This window comes from Gardnerella swidsinskii (assembly GCF_003397705.1).
Classification (GTDB): domain Bacteria; phylum Actinomycetota; class Actinomycetes; order Actinomycetales; family Bifidobacteriaceae; genus Bifidobacterium; species Bifidobacterium swidsinskii.
The window spans coordinates 78,878-96,742 of the sequence record NZ_QJVB01000002.1 but is presented as its reverse complement, the minus strand read 5'-3'; the positions used below and the strand labels follow the sequence as shown (position 1 = coordinate 96,742).

The following is a 17,865-nucleotide window of genomic DNA, read 5'->3' as shown; positions in this document are numbered from 1 at the left end:
GCTAACAGAATGCGAAATGCAAGACGCAAAATGCAATCGAACGTTTGTTCTATATGTAGTGTAAGCTGGTATTTATGGAGCAGGATTTATTTGCAGCAAGCAGCGCGCCGAGTAATGTAACTCGTCCGTTGGCAGTGCGTATGCGCCCGAGCAGTATTGAAGACGTGCTAGGGCAGTCGCATGCTCTAAAAGAAGGTTCGCCTTTGCGTAGGCTTGCAAATCCGCAATCTAAAGGTTCTCTTACCGCTCCAAGTTCTGTTGTGTTGTTTGGTCCTCCGGGAGTCGGTAAGACTACGCTCGCTTATATTGTTGCTCGTCAGTCTGGTCGAGTGTTTGAAGAGCTTTCTGCTGTAACGTCCGGAGTTAAAGACGTTCGTGCGGTACTTGATCGAGCGCATGAGCGTTTAGTGAGTAATGGTCAAGAAACAGTTTTGTTTATTGACGAAGTTCACCGTTTTTCTAAATCTCAACAGGATGCTTTGCTTCCAAGCGTTGAAAATCGTGACGTAACTTTTATTGGTGCTACTACCGAAAACCCAAGCTTTTCAATCATTAAGCCGTTACTTAGCAGATCAGTAGTTGTTAAACTTGCGTCGCTTAGCGTTGAAGATTTGCATACGCTTATTGAACGTGCGCTAACTAGCGAAAACGGTCTTAATAATCAGCTTAAAATCAACGATGACGCTATTGATTCTATTATTCGTTTAAGTGGGGGAGATGCTCGTAAAACTCTCACCATTTTAGAGGCGGCTGCAGGGGCAGTAACAGGAGATGTTGCGTTACAGCACGGCAAAAAGAAGCCTGTAATTACTGCTGATATTGTTTCTAACGTAATGGATACTACTACAGTTCGTTACGACAAAGATGGCGACGATCATTACGATGTGATTTCTGCTTTTATTAAATCGATGCGTGGAAGTGATGTTGACGCTTCTTTGCATTACTTAGCGCGAATGCTTAGAGCTGGGGAAGACCCGCGTTTTATTGCCAGGCGAATTATGATTGCTGCTGCAGAAGAAATTGGTATGGCAGCTCCGCAAATTTTGCAAGTAACTGTTGCTGCAGCTCAAGCTGTTGCTTTAATCGGCATGCCGGAAGCGCGCATTATTCTTTCTGAAGCTGTGATTGCTGTAGCAACTGCTCCTAAATCAAACGCAAGCTATAACGCTATTAATAAGGCTTTGCAAGACGTTGATGCTGGAAATATTGGTCAAGTGCCTCTTCATTTACGCAACGCCCCGACTGCTTTGATGAAAAGTTGGGGAAACCATGACGGGTACAAGTATGCTCACGATTATCCGGGTGCTGTGGCATCGCAACAGTATATGCCAGATGAGCTAGTTGGTCGCGAATACTATCAGCCGTCGAATCGTGGCTACGAGCATGAGCTTACTCAACGCTTATCTCAAATCCGTGCCATTCTTCACAATTCTGAAAATAAAAATAATAAAACTAATTCGTAAATGTTTTATTCATTTATTCACGCACAAGCATAATGTGTTCAACGCTGTCTAATGGGGATACGCGGAACAAAACAAAACGATTGCCGATTACTTGCACGACTTCGGCACCGAGCTTTTGAGCAAGTGCATCAGCAGCTTCTTTGGCGCTTAATCCGGAACCATCTTGCACAGCACACTTCATGAGCTCGTGGTACTGCATGGTTTCGTCTGCTTGCTTCACAGCTGCATCAGTAATATCGTTCTTGCCAACGTATAAAAGTGGGCTAAGCGTATTAGCGAGCGCGCGAAGCTGCTTAATCTGCTTCTTTGTCAATGCCATAAGGAGTCCTTTCAAATGCAAGTTTTATAACGCAAATATTACATAAATTACATAGTGCTTAACGGATTATACAGTATATTGCGAATTGTTGCATGTGATAATACAAATTTATTTATTGCGCATTTATTCCGTAGTTATTCCGTATTTATTGCGCTTGCTGCAAAAGGTGAAATATTTTCAAAATTTTTTATTACAAAGGTAGCATTTTGCACACAATAATCGCGCTTACAACACAAAGAGTAACTACTAATAGCAGTACATCTTTTATACGCATTTTCCATGAGTGCAAGTGAGTTCTTTCAGCTCCAGGCGCGTAGCAGCGTGCATCTAATGCGAGCGCAAGAATGTCAGCATGGCGAATTACTCCTGCAAAACCTGGCACAATTAAAGCTGTTATGGCGTGTACTCGTTGTTTAAAAGAACCATCTCGAATGCTACTTCCTCGAGCGATTTGCGCTAGTGCCACAGAGTGCGCTTCTGCACTAAGTGTTGGTAAGAACCGTAGCGCTAGGCTCATAATAAGTGCTATTTCTTGCGTTGGTATTCCAATATGTCGAAGTGGTGATAGTAATCGTGTGCAAGATTCGTTAAGTGTTGTCTGACTCATTGTTAATACTAGAACTGCTCCAATGATAATAACAAGCGAGAATCGTGTTGCAAAAAGTATTGCATAGTTAATTCCATTGGTTGTAATAGGAATAGTTGCAATATTTGCTAGCACTGTGCCGGTTCGCACTGCGAGAATGTTAAGTAGTCCGGAGAAAACAAATATTGCAATAATCATGTGCAGCGAAGCAATAAGTTTAACGAATGGTATTTTTGCAGCAACAGTTAGAGTAAATGTTACAAAAGCAAGAATAGCTAACTGTATGTAGTTAGTAATACTAAAAGCACTTAGCATAAGAATAAAGCATGATAGAAGCGTCGCGCGTGGGTCAAAAGATTTAAGTAGTGAAGTTGTTTTCGCTTTTGTGGAACTTTCTTTGTTTTTGGTATTTTCAATATTTTTTGCTGTGCTGCATTCTTTATTGCTTGCTTTATTCCTTGTTTTTAATGTTACTAGTCTTGCGCCTAAATTTTCTGCTTCTTGAAGATTATGCGTAATAAGTATTATGGTTACGCCTTGATTATGTAGCATTCCAAGAATTTTTCGGATACGTAACGCAGCTTCAAAATCTAATCCAGCTGTTGGCTCATCCAGTACGAGTACGCGTGGCTTGCAAGCTAAAACGCCAGCTATTGCAACAAGACGCTGCTGACCTCCAGAAAGCGCAAAAGGTGATTTTTCGGCCAAATTCTCAAGGTTCAGTAAGCGTAGTGTTTCATCCACACGTTCTTTAAGAGCACTGTCTTTTAGCCCAAAATTTTTTGGCCCATAAGCGACATCGTTCCGTACTGTATCAGCAAAAAGCTGTTGTTCTGGCAGTTGCATAACGTAGCCAATTGTTTGATGTAGTTTTTGTCGTATTATTCTAGATGTTTTACCTTTAACAGATATGCCATGTACTGTTATATTTCCTGAATTGGCTTCTAACAATCCACACATTGTTTTAGCAAGAGTTGATTTACCGCAGCCGTTTTCGCCCATTATTGCAACTGTTTCGCCGCTTTTAACAGTGAGTGAATAATCGTCAATAACAGCTGGAGAAGTTTTATCATATTGAACAGTTAGTCCGGAAATTTCTACAGCGATATCTGACTTATTTTCTTTGAATCTGCTATCTGTTAAGTTCTTGTTCTCGCTAATTTTAGTTACATGATTATTTGCTGATTCAATATTAGAAAAGTAAGTTTTTAAACCATTAAAGCTTATTTCTTTCAGGTTACCATTTTCTAGTAAAAGTATGCGATTTGCGCGTTTGCATTCCTCAAAATTATGTGTAATTTGAACGATAGTAGTGCCATTTTTGTGCAAATTATCAAATAAAGCATCAACGTCTTTACGTGCGAACGAGTCGAGCATAGAAGTAGGTTCGTCAAGAACAAGCAGTTTAGAATTCATAGCAATAGCACTTGCTAAAGCTACTCGTTGCTGCTGTCCGCCGCTCATAGTGCTAGGGTCAGCATAACGTTTATCTTCCATATGAACAGTTTTTAAAGCTTCACTGATACGCTTATACATTGCTTTTTGAGGGAATTGCAAATTTTCTAGTCCAAAAGCAACATCTTCTTCAGTAATTGTGGTAATAATCTGGTCTTCAGGACTTTGGAAAAGTGCACCAATATATTTTCGTGCATTTTTATATGATTCAGCACAAGCAGTAGTATTTTCAAAAACTTTTTCGCCGCACAATGTAACATAACCGCTATCTGGAGCTGTTAAACCTGCAATAATTTTTGCTAAGGTTGATTTACCAGAACCGTTTAATCCCACAATTGCCACGCGTTCGCCAGGATTAATTGTAAGACTTAAATTATTAAGCGTCCAAGTTTTTCCATCATCGTAGCTAAAGCAAATATTTCGCAACACTACTTGCGAATTGTTTTCAATCATGTGCTTCTTAGCTTCGTTCATGCTATTACTTGTGCTGATATTATGCATAACTATTCCGTTTGGGATAATTATTTATTTTCGTGTAGCAGGTTAGAAATTGGTTTGTAAATAAGCATAGTTACTACTACGTGCAAAGCAAGTTTAATAATATTAAATGGCAGTAATGCTGGAAGAATAAGAGCCGCAACCTGCGAAACAGTTATGTGAGCGTAAAGAGGAGTAATAACAAGATTTCCACCTATTGCAAGAGCAATAGCAACAATCGAGCCTGCCAAAAGTGCAATGATTGCGCCTTTTTTGGTATGCATTTTTTTGTATACGATTGCTGCTGTAACGCTAGCTCCTAAAGATACTAGCACTGCCATAACTGTGCCGAGTGGATTGGTAAATAAGTGTGGTGCAAAGCCGAGTATGCTTACGATTGCTGCAGCTGCAGGACCATACGCGAATCCTGCTACGAGACACACGATTCCAGAAGGATCGTATTTAAGATAGCTGAGGTCTGGAATAAGCGGGAATTCTATGAAACTTACCGCCATTGAAAGTGCCACGAATAGAGCGTATTTTGCTATTTTTTCACTAGACCAGTTAGAATTCTTTGCATAAGTTTGGTGATTATTTGTATTAGAAATGCCCATGATGGCTCTCCGTTTCTTTCATCCGGACTGTAACCGTTGGCTTCGGAATTTAACCGAATCAGCAGCTCGTAAGCCGCTCGCGGGCTTCAAAAACGCATGAAACACGTATTTTGTTACCGCCAGTAAGGATTTTCACCTTCCCTGAAACTAACTATTCTTTTGTATCTCATGCTAAGAACATTGTTGTGATAATTGTGTGGCGAGGGTAGGTGCGAGAATACAAGTATGAGCAATACGAGTACATCAAAAAAAATTAGTACTAATAACGCAACTAGCATTGATAAATTAGCTATTGTTGTTGTCACTTATAAGCGTCAAGAGCTTTTGGAGAATTTATTCCATTCGTTTGAATGTTTAAAAGAATGCCCTTGGCGTATTGTCGTTGTTGACAATGAGTGCAGTGACACAACCGGCGAAATGGTTGCTCGTCTTGAAGCTTCTTTAACTAATCGTTGGGGTAAAGCTCAAAAAGATTGTGAAGGCAATGAACTTCATGTTGTGTATGCTCCGCAAGATGAAAATCTTGGTGGTGCTGGCGGTTTTAGTGCTGGTGTTAAAAAAGCTTATGAACTTGGAGCTAAGTGGTTCTGGGTTATGGATGACGATGTTGAAACAGTGCCTGAATCTATTGAGCGTCTTGCTCCTTGGACTAAGCGTCACGCTGTTGTTCAAGGAAGTCGTTTAGATTACGACGGCGGTAATTTCTACTGGCAGTATGATTTTTTGGTTCCGCTTGGTATTCCAAATCCTATTGCTCCTGCTGCTTTCGGCAGAGCTGGATACAAAGTTATGAATACGATGTGTTTTGAGGGCGGCTTGATTCGTCGAGATATAGTTGAAAAAATCGGCTTCCCGGATTCGCGCTACTTTATTTACTGGGATGATACTACTTACGGGTATCTTGCGAGTAAGGTTACGAACCCTATTGTTGTTCCGGATATTATTCTTCGTCGCACTCGTGATATTCCTAATTGGGATATTGCAGGAGTGCGTCAGCTAAATTCAACATCTGACATGAATCGTTATCATATTATGCGAAATAGAGGCTTTATGGCTCGCTACTTTATGGTTCATGGCGATTTTCGTCCGTTTATGTTTGCGCTTGGAACTGCTTTAACAGCTGCTAAAGAGATTATTCGTTTGATTGCTGTCGATCGTGAGCATATTATTTCGGGTATTGGTAAATTGTTTACCGGCTGGATTGATTCTCGAAAAATTTTGCACGATCAAGACTGGAAACCTATGCCTTCGTTGAAGTAGAAGTTAGTAAACAGTAAGCGTGTCGTATCAAATATACGATAGAATACTGGTAATTGTCCATACAGCACACATTCAGAGGGGAGTGTTAGTGAAATGATTGACACTGCACAAGCATTTGGCGTCGATATTGGTGGATCCGGTATTAAGGCTGCTCCAGTAAATTTGGAAAAGGGAGAGTTCGCAGAACCTCGATACAAAATTCTCACTCCTGCGGTTTCTACGCCTCAAGCAGTTGCAGATATTGTTCGTCAGCAGCTTGAACATTTTGAAGTACCTGCAGATGTTCCTGTTGGAATTGCGTTCCCTGCTCCAATTAAGCCTGGTAAGAAGCTCGATTTTATGGCAAATCTTGACCAGTCTTGGATTGGTGTTGATGTTACTGAAGTCTTTAGTGAGGCGTGTGGTCGTCCTGTAACAGTAGTTAACGATGCTGATGCTGCTGGTTTAGCTGAGCAGCGTTTTGGTGCGGCAAAAGACAAGGATGGCTTGGTTATTGCTACTACTCTTGGCACTGGTATCGGCACGGCTTTGATTTACAACGGTGTGCTTATTCCAAACACTGAGCTTGGTCATATTCAGCTTGAAAAAGGTAAGGGCGATGCTGAAAAGTACGCTGCTTCTTCTGTTCGTGAAAAGTTGGATATGGGCTATAAGAAGTGGGCTAAGCGTTTGACTAAGTACTACGGCTTGATGGAAAAGTATTTCAACCCAGATTTGTTTGTTGTCGGTGGTGGCGTTAGCCGCGTAAGCGAAAAGTTCTTGCCGCATATCGATATTAAAACTCCTATTGTTGTTGCAACATTGCATAATGAGGCTGGAATTATTGGTGCAGCTTACTATGCAATGCAAAAAATGCAGCAAAACTAAAAAATAACTAAATATTATTTATTATCTATTGAGCTGGGTGAGCAGTTTATACTGCAGCCCAGCTTTTGTTATGCCAAGTGTTAGGGTATTTTCGTGCGATTTTCTTCTAGAGTAGATGTGAGTGAGCCAAATCCTATTATTTTAGCTCAGCGAAAAGCTATTTTTAATGGCGTAAAGCTTACTAAATTAAATGATTCCAATCCAACGTCTCACGGCTTAGCTCCTCAATGTTTAAGTGGACGTTACACAGCAGACCCTAGGGGTCCTAAGGAAATTCGCGATATTCTTTCAAACTTCATCAATAAGCGAGATAACCGCACTGAAAAGTCTGTTTCATCAAAGCTTAATCCAGATCAGCTTTATGTGCTTTCTTCAACTTCTCAAGCTTACGCATGGCTTATGATGCTTTTATGTGATGCAGGGGATGCCGTTATGGGACCAACTCCTGGATACCCTCTTATAGAGTCTATTGCTCGCTTGCAATGCGTGAATGCAATACCGTATCCTTTGCACTATGATGGTTCTTGGACTATTGATATTGCGCGTGTTAGAGAACTTTTAGAAGATGTGTCTTTGCGTATTAAAGCTCTTGTGCTTATTAATCCAAATAATCCTACAGGCTCATATGTCAAGCCTGAAGAACGTGAAATACTATTGCAATTATGTCGTGATAATGGTGTTGCGATTATTGCAGACGAAGTATTTTATGAATATTCACTTGAGCCTTTTGCTGGAAATGCTCGTCTTGCTGGAGAATCTTCCACTTTAGTTTTTGCGCTTGATGGATTCTCCAAAATGCTTGCTGCTCCTCACGCAAAAGTTGGTTGGATTGAAGTTTCAGGTCCTAAAGATGATGTTTATGAAGCACAAAAAAGACTTGACGTTATAGCGGATGATTTTTTGCCTATTGGTAATACTGTTTCTGAGCGAATACCAGAATTATTGCAATATGCATCTTCTCAAAGCGCTATTGTACGAAATCGTGTTATTAATAATCTGCATACGCTTCGAGAAACGTTGGCATCCACGCCTAAATGCTGTGTTAGCGCGTTGCGTGCAGAAGGCGGATGGAATATTTTATTGCGTGTACCATCTTGCATTGACGATGATGTATTAGCTTTGAGATTGATGAAAGATTACAATCTAGTTTCTCAACCTGGATATTATTTCGATATGCCAGTTAATGGGTATTTAGCATTGTCATTATTGCCAGAGCCGCAGCAGTTTATTAGCGGATTGCATGCGCTTCTTCGAACTGTAGATGCATTGTTAGAAGAATAGTAATTATATAAATAATTATTTAAAACAATGTCATCCAACTTCTAAACGCGAACCATAAGTTTGGATTAAAACGAAGCGTGCTGTCTTCACGTCCTGTAACAAACCAACTGAGTACAGCGATAGCAATAGAAGCAAATAGCAATACTGCTACAAGTAAGCGTATTGTGTAAGCAATAGTTTTTTTATGTAAAGAATTTTCTGATTGCAAGGTGGATGCATATTCTAAAAGCAAGCTAATTCCAATTGCGGCAGCTATAGCAAAAGACCACGCAAAATCAGCAATATATCTCCATCCGATACCAGCTTTTAAGCTGTCAAAAACAATAAGAACAAGCCCAACTATTATAGCTATTACGCTTGTGCGCCAAGCAATATGCGTGCGGCAGCGTTTTTTCATAATAAATACGCATATTATGCCAACTAATGCCAATGGTGAAAGTGTAAACATTCCGCCAATCATAGGCTCTGCGTATTGCCAACGGTCAAATGCGATAGGCTGAATACCAATCCAAGGAAAAGTTGGAATAAAACGCAAAGGTAGCGCAATATAGCTGAAAATAGACGGCAAAATATTTTGTGACGGCAAACGCATAGTCGTCATGTCAGTAATAGTTATTTGATACTCATTGCCAAAATTTAACGGTGAGCCAAAGCGCAAAAGATTATAAATGCCAAATGGAATTGCAGTAATTACGCATGGCAGTATCCAAGCTGCAAAATATTTAAAAGGCTTATGCCATGAAGAAACTTGTTTCCAGTTGCGCAAAATATTTGGTAAATCTTTTTCTATATGCGAATAAATTGCAGGAAGTGCAAAAAGAACGGCTATAGAAAAAGTAGGTCTACATCCTAGATTTAATGCGATAAAGAAAGAACCTAAAACAATATTTAGCAAAGAGTGTGTTTTATTAAAACCTAGGTAGCACCACAATCCAAGAGATGTGAAGAAAAGTGAGGCTGCCATAGGTACGGAATAAAATGACGTTCTAAACCACAAATACACTGTATTTGAAGTAATGAAGAATAAAGCAAGAACAATGGATGTCGTTCCTAAAGATACTTTTTTTGAAGTCTGCTCAATAATTCGAATAACCAATAGGGAGCCTGCGATAAGAAAACCAATTAAGAATATTATCGTAGCTACTGTTGTTGGAAGCATAGAGCCTTCAGGAGTCCATAGTCTTGAAATAATGCGATAAGGCAAAAATAGCAATATTGCTGGAAGAACTCCAAAGTAGGAGTACCAGTGACCTTTGTAGTATGCGTAATCCCAATACATATGCTGTACTGAGTGGTTTAACAAATTATTTCTAGCCGTAGGGTCGTAAGGATTTTGCAAGTGTTCTAACTCATTAGGAACAGGAAGATTTAAATGCACTTGACCTTTTAACAATGCGTCTGCAGTGTGGGCATATTGATCAAAATCATATGCATAATTACCGTTTGTGTAAAAATGCATAGGAGTTGCGTTTCGTAAATTCCAAAAAATAGTTATTAAACCAACAGCAATAAATGGAAGAAGAGAAGCAGCAAAGCAGCAACGTTGAATAAGACTATGAGTGTTGAGTTTAATTTTCCAAAGCTTGGACCAAGGATTCCAAAGCGTAACAAGAAATGCAAAAATAGCAAGTATTAATACGCGACCCCATGACCACCTAAAAGGCACTCGAACGTTTGCTCTTGAGTCTTCAATATTTAATATTGATCCTATTGGATGTTGCAGCCATACTCTTACAATGCAAGATTTTCCTACTGCTTGTTTTGGAAGTTTAAGCAAAGATGGGTCTAAAGAAGCAGTGTTTGTGCTTTGAGGTTTGCTTAAGTATTTGTTTGCTTCAACTAAAACATTGATGTTTGAAATAAGATTATTATTTTTGCTTTTCTTTTTAATAATTGCAGGCTCTAAGCGAATATAAGGCGAACTTCCGTCGGATGTTACTTCTAAATATGCTTCTGAAGGATCCGTTATAAGAATGCCGCCAGAATCTAAGCGTCTAATTCCAGAACCTATATCGTTGTGCGCAGAAATGCTATCTGTGCTTCCTGTAACACTGCTCCAAAATGGCAGATTTCCAATAGAACATTCAAATAAGGTTATAAGAATTATTACGATGAATGGTATTCGCAAAAAATGTAGCGCACGTTTTATGCAATGATTGTCAATTTGATTGCTTATACGGCTGTTGGCACTATTCGTCGTATTTGGCAAAGTCTTAGACGCGTATGTTGAAATCACTGCTTAACCATTCTATTGTACAATTCAAGTAATTCAGTTCAATTCAATATTTTACTCTTCGGCAACTAAATCGAGATATTCGTCATTCCACAAATCTTCGTCGCCATCAGGCATGAGTAGCACTCGCTCAGGTTGTAAGGCTTGAACTGCACCTTCATCGTGTGTAACAAGAACGATTGCTCCCTCATACTTTGCAATAGCTTTAAGTATTTCATCTCGAGATGCTGGGTCCAAGTTGTTAGTAGGTTCGTCCAGCAGTAGCACATTGGCTTTGGAAGTTACTAGTGTTGCAAGTGCCAGACGTGTTTTTTCGCCACCTGAAAGCACTCTGGCAGGCTTCATTGCGTCGTCGCCAGAAAACAGGAAGCTGCCAAGCATAGAACGTGCTTGTGTGTCATCCAGGTTTGGTGCAACATGCTGAAGGTTTTCCAAAACTGTAGAATCCAAGTCTAATGTATCGTGTTCCTGTGCAAAATAACCGATTTTGCATCCGTGTCCGTATTGAACTTCACCAGTATCTGCTGTTTCTTCTCCTGCCAAAATTCGTAATGTTGTTGTTTTTCCAGCACCGTTATAGCCTAGAATGACAACACGTGAACCTTTGTCTATAGCAAGATTAATTCCAGCGAAAACAATATTAGAACCATACGCTTTGGAAATATCTTTTGCCATAATTGGAGTTTTTCCGCATGCAGCTGGTTCTGGAAAACGAATATCTGCAACTTTTTCTTGTTTTTGAGCTTCACTTGTTTCGCTTAATAAGCGTTCAGCTCTTCGCATCATGTTTTGAGCAGCAACTGCTTTTGTAGCTTTTGCGTGCAAGCGAATGCCTTGTTTCATAAGGCGTTCAGCTTTCTTTTCTGCAACTTCTCGTTCGCGACGACGTCTTTCTTCGTCCACTACGCGCTGATGCAAGTATGCTTTCCAGCCCATTGAGTACATGTCTATTTTTGCAAGTTGAGCATCTAAATGCCATACTTTGTTTACTACTTCGTCTAGTAATTCTGTGGAGTGAGAAATTACTAGGAAACCACCTTCAAATCGTTTAAGATAATTGCGAAGCCATATTATTGAGTCTGCGTCTAAGTGGTTTGTAGGCTCATCGAGAATTAATGTGTCTGCGTCAGAAAACAGAATTCTAGCAAGTTCTATGCGGCGACGTTGACCACCTGAAAGTGTGCCTAAAGCTTGTTGCATAACTTCTTGTGGAAGTCCCAAGCTTGTTGCCATCGATATTGCTTCAGATTGCACTGAATAACCGCCTGCTTTTTCAAAATCTTGCATTGCTTTGTCGTAGCGGTTCATAGCTTTAGTCATTATGTCTGGATCTGGATCTGTCATTTCTTTTTCCGCTTTGCGAATACGCGAAACGATAGAAGCAATATCTCGAGCACTCATAATGCGATCTATAACGCTTTGTTCTGGGTCTGCTGCGTGTGTGTCTTGAGGTAAGTAGCCTAAACCTCCACTAACTCTAACCGAGCCTCCTGCTGGCAGCATGTCTCCTGTAATAACGCGAGTAAGCGTAGTTTTGCCTGCGCCGTTTCTGCCGACTAAACCGATCTTATCTCCCTTTGTGACGTGAAAATCGGTAGGATTTAACAGCGTTCGCGCACCAATCTGAATGGTTAAAGCTTGTGCGTCAATAGGCATAATGTCTGTTCCGTTCCCCAAAATTAGGCTGCTATTATTTATTACTTATAAAAGTCATAAGCAAACTCACTATTATACTGCTTACTGGTAACGAATACAGCAAGTGGTTGATAGTCAAATACTTTACTTTTTCGAACACTTGTTCTATAATTTTCTTGTCAGTGATAAAATTGGGTATTGGTTGGGAATATTCAAGTGATTATGGGGAAGTGTGGAGGTAATTGTGTCAGAACAGGCGAATGAACAAAACGACTCGTTACAAGAATTGCTTGATAATGCTCCTATGTGCGCTAACAACAGTACTTTTATAGCTGATTTATCTAATATTCCTTCTGAATGGAAAATAACTATCCAGGGTGCTAGAGAGCACAATCTAAAAAATGTAAGTTTGTCGATTCCTAGGAATCGTATGGTTGTTTTTACTGGTCTTTCTGGATCTGGTAAGTCCTCGCTTGCGTTTGATACGCTTTTTGCAGAAGGTCAGCGACGCTATGTTGAGTCGCTTAGTGCTTATGCTCGCCAATTTTTAGGGCGTATGGATAAGCCTGATGTTGATTTTATTGAGGGTCTAAGTCCTGCTGTTTCTATTGATCAAAAAACTACGAATCGCAATCCTCGTTCTACTGTTGGAACTATTACAGAAATATATGATTATTTGCGATTATTGTTTGCAAGGATTGGTGTGCCTCACTGTCCTGAATGTGGTCAAATAGTAAGTTCTCAAACTCCTCAGCAAATGACAGATTCATTGCTTGCTATGCCAGAACGTACGAGATTGCAAATTCTTGCTCCAGTAGTTCGTGGTCGTAAAGGAGAATTTAAAGACACGCTTGAGCTTTTACGCTCAGATGGTTATGCTCGTGCGATTATTGACGGGCAAATGCATGAGCTTTCTGAAGATATTACTCTTACTAAACAGAAGAAACATACAATTGAAGTAGTAGTAGACCGTTTAGTTATTAAAGATGGCATTCGTGTTCGATTAACTGATTCGATTGAAACAGCATTAAAACTATCTAAAGGAGTAGTAATTGCTGATTTTGTTGACGAACCAGAAGACTCGCAAACGCGTCGTAAATCATTTTCGGAACATCGTGCATGTCCAAATAATCATCAATTAGAGCTTGATGAGATCGAGCCTAGAACATTTTCATTCAATGCTCCTTATGGTGCTTGCTCTGAATGTTCTGGCATTGGATACAATCTCGAAATTGATCCTGAACTTGTTATCCCGGATCCAGACAAATCTCTTGCGCAAGGAGCTATTGAGCCGTGGGCAATGAATAAGTCAGCTGGAATGTATTATCAGCACATACTTTCAGGACTTGCTAAAGATTTGCATTTTGATATGAATACTCCGTGGAAGGATCTAGCGGAAGACGTTAAACATGACATCATGTATGGTCATGATTTCACAGTTCAAGTTTCCTACACAAATAGGTGGGGGCGTCAGCGTGAATATTCTACTGGCTTTGAAGGTGTAGTTCGTACGCTTATGCGCAAACATGACGAAACTGATTCTGATCAAATGCGTCAATATTATGAGTCGTATATGCGTGAAGTTCCATGCCAAAAATGTAATGGAAAGCGTTTACGTCCAGAAGTTCTTGCAGTTACAGTATCTAATACTTCCATAGCTGAAGTTTGCGATATGCCAGTAGAGCGAAGTCTAGCATGGGTAAATGCTTTGCATTTGGATGGTTCTCAAGCAGTAATTGCAACAGAAATATTAAAAGAGATTCGTGCTCGACTTGGTTTTTTGAACGATGTGGGTTTAAGCTATCTCACTCTTTCAAGAGCTGCAAAAACTTTGTCTGGTGGAGAGGCTCAACGTATTCGTTTAGCTACTCAAATTGGATCAGGTTTAGTTGGTGTTATGTACGTGCTTGATGAGCCGTCTATTGGATTGCATCAAAGAGATAATGAGCGTTTGATTGCAACATTGCATCATCTGCGAAATCTTGGTAATACGCTTATTGTTGTCGAGCATGATGAAGATACTATTCGTCAGTCCGATTGGCTTGTTGATATTGGTCCAGAAGCTGGCGAGCACGGAGGAGAAGTAGTATATTCAGGTCCGTCTGATGGAATTATTAAAGCTCAGCGTTCAATTACTGGAGATTATATTGCTCACAGACGCTCAATAGATGTGCCAAAACAACGTCGTAGTGTAGACGAAAATCGTATGCTTCATATAATTAATGCCCATGAGCATAATTTAAAAAATATTGATATAAGCATACCTTTGGGAGTATTCACATGCATAACGGGTGTATCTGGATCTGGTAAATCAACACTTATAAACTCAATTTTGTATCCTGTTCTTGCAGACAAACTAAATGGTGCTCGAATTGTTCCAGGAAAGCACAAACGTATTGATGGTATTGAGCTTTGTGACAAAGTAGTGCATGTCGATCAGAATCCTATAGGAAGAACTCCTCGTTCTAATCCAGCAACTTACACTGGTGTTTGGGATAAAATACGTTCATTGTTTGCTCAGACTCCAGAAGCAAAAGTTCGTGGCTATGGTCCTGGTCGCTTCTCGTTTAATGTTAAAGGAGGCAGATGTGAAGCATGTCATGGCGACGGTACTTTAAAAATAGAAATGAACTTTTTGCCTGACGTATACGTAGAGTGTGAAGTTTGTCATGGTAAACGTTACAACCGTGAAACTTTGGAAGTTACATATAACGGAAAGTCTGTTGCAGATGTTCTTAATATGCCTATTTGTGAAGCTGCAATATTTTTCAAAGCATATCCTTCTATTTCTCGATATTTAGATACTTTAGTAAAAGTTGGCTTGGGCTATATTCGTCTTGGTCAAAGCGCAACAACACTTTCTGGCGGTGAGTCTCAACGAGTAAAGCTTGCTACAGAGCTGCAGAGAAGATCTACTGGTAAAACAGTTTATATTCTCGATGAACCTACTACTGGACTGCATTTTGAAGATGTTAGGAAACTTCTAGCGGTTTTGCAATCTCTTGTAGATAAAGGCAACAGTGTTATTGTAATTGAACATAATCTTGATGTTGTGAAATCTGCAGATTGGATTATTGATTTAGGTCCAGAAGGAGGAGATAAAGGCGGAACCTTAGTTGCAGAAGGTAGTCCTGAGAGCGTAGCGCGTAATGGCGAGAGTTGGACAGGTAAATTCCTTAAGCAAATGTTACATTAAAAGTTCAAAAAAGTTACCGATCTGTAATTTGCTGAACTGAGAAATTTACTCGACAAATCTTATGAATAGTTGCATAAATCTTGTTTAGGAAAGGAGGTGAAAATGAAAGATAATAATCTTAATAAAAATTCTTATAAAGCATATGATTTGCAAGAAGAAAATAGGATGAGAGATAGTGAAAAATGGCGTAAAACGCAAGCAATAATAGATGAACAGTTTTCGAAAGATTCATCATTTGATGATGAAAGAGTAAATGCATTAGGAGCTCCATTGCTTGGTGATACTCGTGATTTATTCCGTCCAGCTTCTCGTGATATTCCAGCGCAACCTGGAGTATACAAGTGGCGTGATGGCGAGGGGCGAGTTATTTACGTTGGAAAAGCAAAAAATTTACGCAATCGTTTAGCGAATTATTTTCAACCTCTTTACCAACTTCATCCTAGAACTCAATCTATGGTTCTTACAGCTCGCAGTTTGGAATGGACTGTTGTAAGCACTGAATTTGAGGCTCTTACACTTGAATATACTTGGATTAAAGCTTTTAACCCTAGGTTTAATGTAGTTTTTCGTGACGATAAAACATATCCTTATGTTGCAGTTTCGCTAGAGGAAACTTTTCCAAGAGTATGGATTACTAGAAATCGTAGTGCGCGGCATGCTAGATATTTTGGTCCGTATGCAAAAGTGTGGTCTCTTCGTCATAGTTTAGATTCTTTACTTAAAACTTTTCCTATTCGTACATGCTCATCCTCTGTTTTTAGCAAAGCTCATAGGACTGGTAGACCTTGCTTATTTGCTTCGATTGGTAAATGTTCAGCTCCTTGTATAGGAAACATAGATCCTAGCGAACATCGCAAGATGGTAGAACATGTAGTTGGCATACTTACAGGCAGTGTTGGAGAGTCTTATATTTCACAAATTAAGAATGAGATGAAAGAAGCAAGTGAAGAGCTAGAATTTGAGCGTGCAGCTAAATTGCGTGACGAAATTGCTGTTTTGAACACTATTTTGCAACAAAATGCAGTTGTGTTTGACAATGATGTAGAAGCAGATGTTTTTGGATTCTGCGGAGATGAGCTTGAAGCGTCAATTCATGTATTTTTTGTCAGAGCTGGAATGATTCGTGGAGAGAAAAATTGGTCGGTAGAACGAAATGAGCATATTAGTGACAGTGATCTTATAGCTGATTTATTAACTCGCGTATACGCAGAATATGAACAAAATTACACACAAAACCATGAAGATACTATTAGCATTAAGAAAGTTCGCGACGCTGTTAGCTCTACGCAACAAGCTACTGCAACTGATGTAATATTGCGAGCACAAGCTACTAAAACTCGTCGTGAACGTCAAGAGAGAACAGGTCGTGAGGATTTACTTGCTCCTATTTCGCCTGTTCCTCGTGAGATTATAGTTCCAATTAAAATTTCTGATGAACGTAAGCAAGAGCTTGAATTGTGGCTTAGCAATATTCGTGGTTCTCAAGTAAGTATTAGAGTTGCAGAGCGCGGAGAAAAACGTGCTCTTATGGATCGTGCAAACGATAATGCTAGTCAGGAATTGAAACGAATAAAATCTAGTCGTATCAACAGCATAGATATGAGAACAGAAGCTATGAATGAAATAGCAAAAGTGCTTGGAATGAGTAAATCTCCTTTGCGAATTGAATGTTATGATATCTCAAATACAGTTGATGGCAGTTATCAAGTTGCTTCTATGGTTGTTTTTGAAGATGGTGTTGCTCGTCCTAGTGAGTACCGTCATTTTGCGGTTCGAGGTGAACATGGTGATGGTAAAACAGATGATTTAAGTGCTGTTTATGAAACATTATTGCGAAGATTTAAGCATAAAGATGTTTATGTAGAAGATAGGCTTGATACAAATGCATCAGATTCATCAGATATATCTGACTCATCTGATATTAATATTTGCGATGCTAACAGTATTTCTAATAAGCATTTTTCAGCTAATTCATTGACTAGTGCGCGGCATTTTGCTTATAAACCTCAATTAATTATTGTCGATGGAGGAAAAGAACAAGCAAAAGCTGCTAAAAGAGCTATGAAAGATGCTGGCGTAAGTGATATTACTGTTTGTGGTTTAGCTAAGAAGCTTGAAGAAGTGTGGCTTCCTGACGAAGATTATCCAATCATTTTTAAGAGAAGCTCAGAAGGATTGTATTTATTGCAGCGCGCTAGAGATGAGTCTCATCGTTTTGCTATTTCGTATCATCGTAAATTGCGAAGAAAAGGTTCATTGCATTCTACTTTTGATGCAATTCCTGGAATTGGAGCAGTGTATCGCAAGCGTTTGTTTGCATCTTTTGGTTCAATAAAATCTTTGAAAAATGCTTCATTAGAAGATTTGCAAAAAGTACCTGGAATTGGCGAGAATAAAGCAAAAGCTATATACAGTGCTTTGCGTAAAAATAATGATAAGTAGCTTTTGAATTACCATGAGTCTTACTATGAGTCGTAAC

11 protein-coding genes and 1 riboswitch are annotated in these 17,865 nt (G+C 39.5%); of the genes, 6 read left to right on the top strand and 5 right to left on the bottom strand.

Annotated features, from left to right (window positions below; all coding sequences use genetic code 11):
• Positions 1-74 precede the first annotated feature (74 nt).
• Positions 75-1,463: a replication-associated recombination protein A gene (locus D0T18_RS02700; RefSeq protein ID WP_116440435.1), complete on the top strand. Its 1,389-nt coding sequence runs from the start codon at positions 75-77 to the stop codon at positions 1,461-1,463.
• Positions 1,464-1,476: 13 nt separating this feature from the next.
• Here D0T18_RS02700 and D0T18_RS02695 read toward each other — a convergent pair whose 3' ends face one another.
• The 3 genes from D0T18_RS02695 to D0T18_RS02685 all read right to left on the bottom strand — a co-directional run bounded on the left by D0T18_RS02695 (position 1,477) and on the right by D0T18_RS02685 (position 4,914).
• Positions 1,477-1,782: a YhbY family RNA-binding protein gene (locus tag D0T18_RS02695; protein WP_004108863.1), complete on the bottom strand. Its 306-nt coding sequence runs from the start codon at positions 1,780-1,782 to the stop codon at positions 1,477-1,479.
• 190 nt (positions 1,783-1,972) lie between these two features.
• Positions 1,973-4,297: an energy-coupling factor transporter ATPase gene (locus D0T18_RS02690; RefSeq protein ID WP_004108869.1), complete on the bottom strand. Its 2,325-nt coding sequence runs from the start codon at positions 4,295-4,297 to the stop codon at positions 1,973-1,975.
• 47 nt (positions 4,298-4,344) lie between these two features.
• A complete protein-coding gene (locus D0T18_RS02685; RefSeq protein WP_004108872.1) occupies positions 4,345-4,914 on the bottom strand; it encodes an ECF transporter S component in 570 nt (189 codons plus the stop codon).
• A gap of 6 nt (positions 4,915-4,920) precedes the next feature.
• A riboswitch (FMN riboswitch) is annotated at positions 4,921-5,067 on the bottom strand.
• Positions 5,068-5,139: 72 nt separating this feature from the next.
• Here D0T18_RS02685 and D0T18_RS02680 point away from each other — a divergent pair.
• From D0T18_RS02680 to D0T18_RS02670, 3 genes are all read left to right on the top strand, one after another.
• Positions 5,140-6,174, top strand: coding sequence for a glycosyltransferase family 2 protein (locus D0T18_RS02680; protein ID WP_116440434.1), 1,035 nt, complete (start codon positions 5,140-5,142; stop codon positions 6,172-6,174).
• Between the two features lie 93 nt (positions 6,175-6,267).
• On the top strand, positions 6,268-7,041 hold the full coding sequence (ppgK, locus tag D0T18_RS02675; protein WP_004108876.1) for a polyphosphate--glucose phosphotransferase: 774 nt from the start codon (positions 6,268-6,270) through the stop codon (positions 7,039-7,041).
• A gap of 93 nt (positions 7,042-7,134) precedes the next feature.
• Positions 7,135-8,322, top strand: a complete 1,188-nt coding sequence (locus D0T18_RS02670) for a pyridoxal phosphate-dependent aminotransferase (protein WP_064621655.1) — start codon at positions 7,135-7,137, stop codon at positions 8,320-8,322.
• Between the two features lie 19 nt (positions 8,323-8,341).
• Here the strand turns inward: D0T18_RS02670 and D0T18_RS02665 are convergent, their stop codons facing one another.
• On the bottom strand, positions 8,342-10,558 hold the full coding sequence (locus D0T18_RS02665; protein WP_116440433.1) for a beta-carotene 15,15'-monooxygenase: 2,217 nt from the start codon (positions 10,556-10,558) through the stop codon (positions 8,342-8,344).
• A 51-nt stretch (positions 10,559-10,609) separates the two neighbouring features.
• A complete protein-coding gene (locus tag D0T18_RS02660; protein WP_012914200.1) occupies positions 10,610-12,211 on the bottom strand; it encodes an ABC-F family ATP-binding cassette domain-containing protein in 1,602 nt (533 codons plus the stop codon).
• A 283-nt stretch (positions 12,212-12,494) separates the two neighbouring features.
• Between D0T18_RS02660 and uvrA the strand changes: the two genes are divergently transcribed.
• Positions 12,495-15,386: an excinuclease ABC subunit UvrA gene (uvrA, locus tag D0T18_RS02655; protein WP_240318283.1), complete on the top strand. Its 2,892-nt coding sequence runs from the start codon at positions 12,495-12,497 to the stop codon at positions 15,384-15,386.
• Positions 15,387-15,488: 102 nt separating this feature from the next.
• Complete coding sequence (uvrC, locus tag D0T18_RS02650; protein WP_004108885.1) at positions 15,489-17,828, top strand: excinuclease ABC subunit UvrC; 2,340 nt, start codon at positions 15,489-15,491, stop codon at positions 17,826-17,828.
• The last annotated feature ends 37 nt before the right edge of the window (positions 17,829-17,865 follow it).

What these genes read in the sequence shown, in the direction of transcription:
- D0T18_RS02690 (WP_004108869.1), bottom strand. Translation starts at nt 4,297, where the DNA reads ATGAACGAAGCTAAGAAGCACATGATTGAAAACAATTCGCAAGTAGTG.
- D0T18_RS02695 (WP_004108863.1), bottom strand. Translation starts at nt 1,782, where the DNA reads ATGGCATTGACAAAGAAGCAGATTAAGCAGCTTCGCGCGCTCGCTAAT.
- D0T18_RS02680 (WP_116440434.1), top strand. Translation starts at nt 5,140, where the DNA reads ATGAGCAATACGAGTACATCAAAAAAAATTAGTACTAATAACGCAACT.
- ppgK (WP_004108876.1), top strand. Translation starts at nt 6,268, where the DNA reads ATGATTGACACTGCACAAGCATTTGGCGTCGATATTGGTGGATCCGGT.
- D0T18_RS02700 (WP_116440435.1), top strand. Translation starts at nt 75, where the DNA reads ATGGAGCAGGATTTATTTGCAGCAAGCAGCGCGCCGAGTAATGTAACT.
- D0T18_RS02660 (WP_012914200.1), bottom strand. Translation starts at nt 12,211, where the DNA reads ATGCCTATTGACGCACAAGCTTTAACCATTCAGATTGGTGCGCGAACG.
- uvrA (WP_240318283.1), top strand. Translation starts at nt 12,495, where the DNA reads ATGTGCGCTAACAACAGTACTTTTATAGCTGATTTATCTAATATTCCT.
- uvrC (WP_004108885.1), top strand. Translation starts at nt 15,489, where the DNA reads ATGAAAGATAATAATCTTAATAAAAATTCTTATAAAGCATATGATTTG.
- D0T18_RS02685 (WP_004108872.1), bottom strand. Translation starts at nt 4,914, where the DNA reads ATGGGCATTTCTAATACAAATAATCACCAAACTTATGCAAAGAATTCT.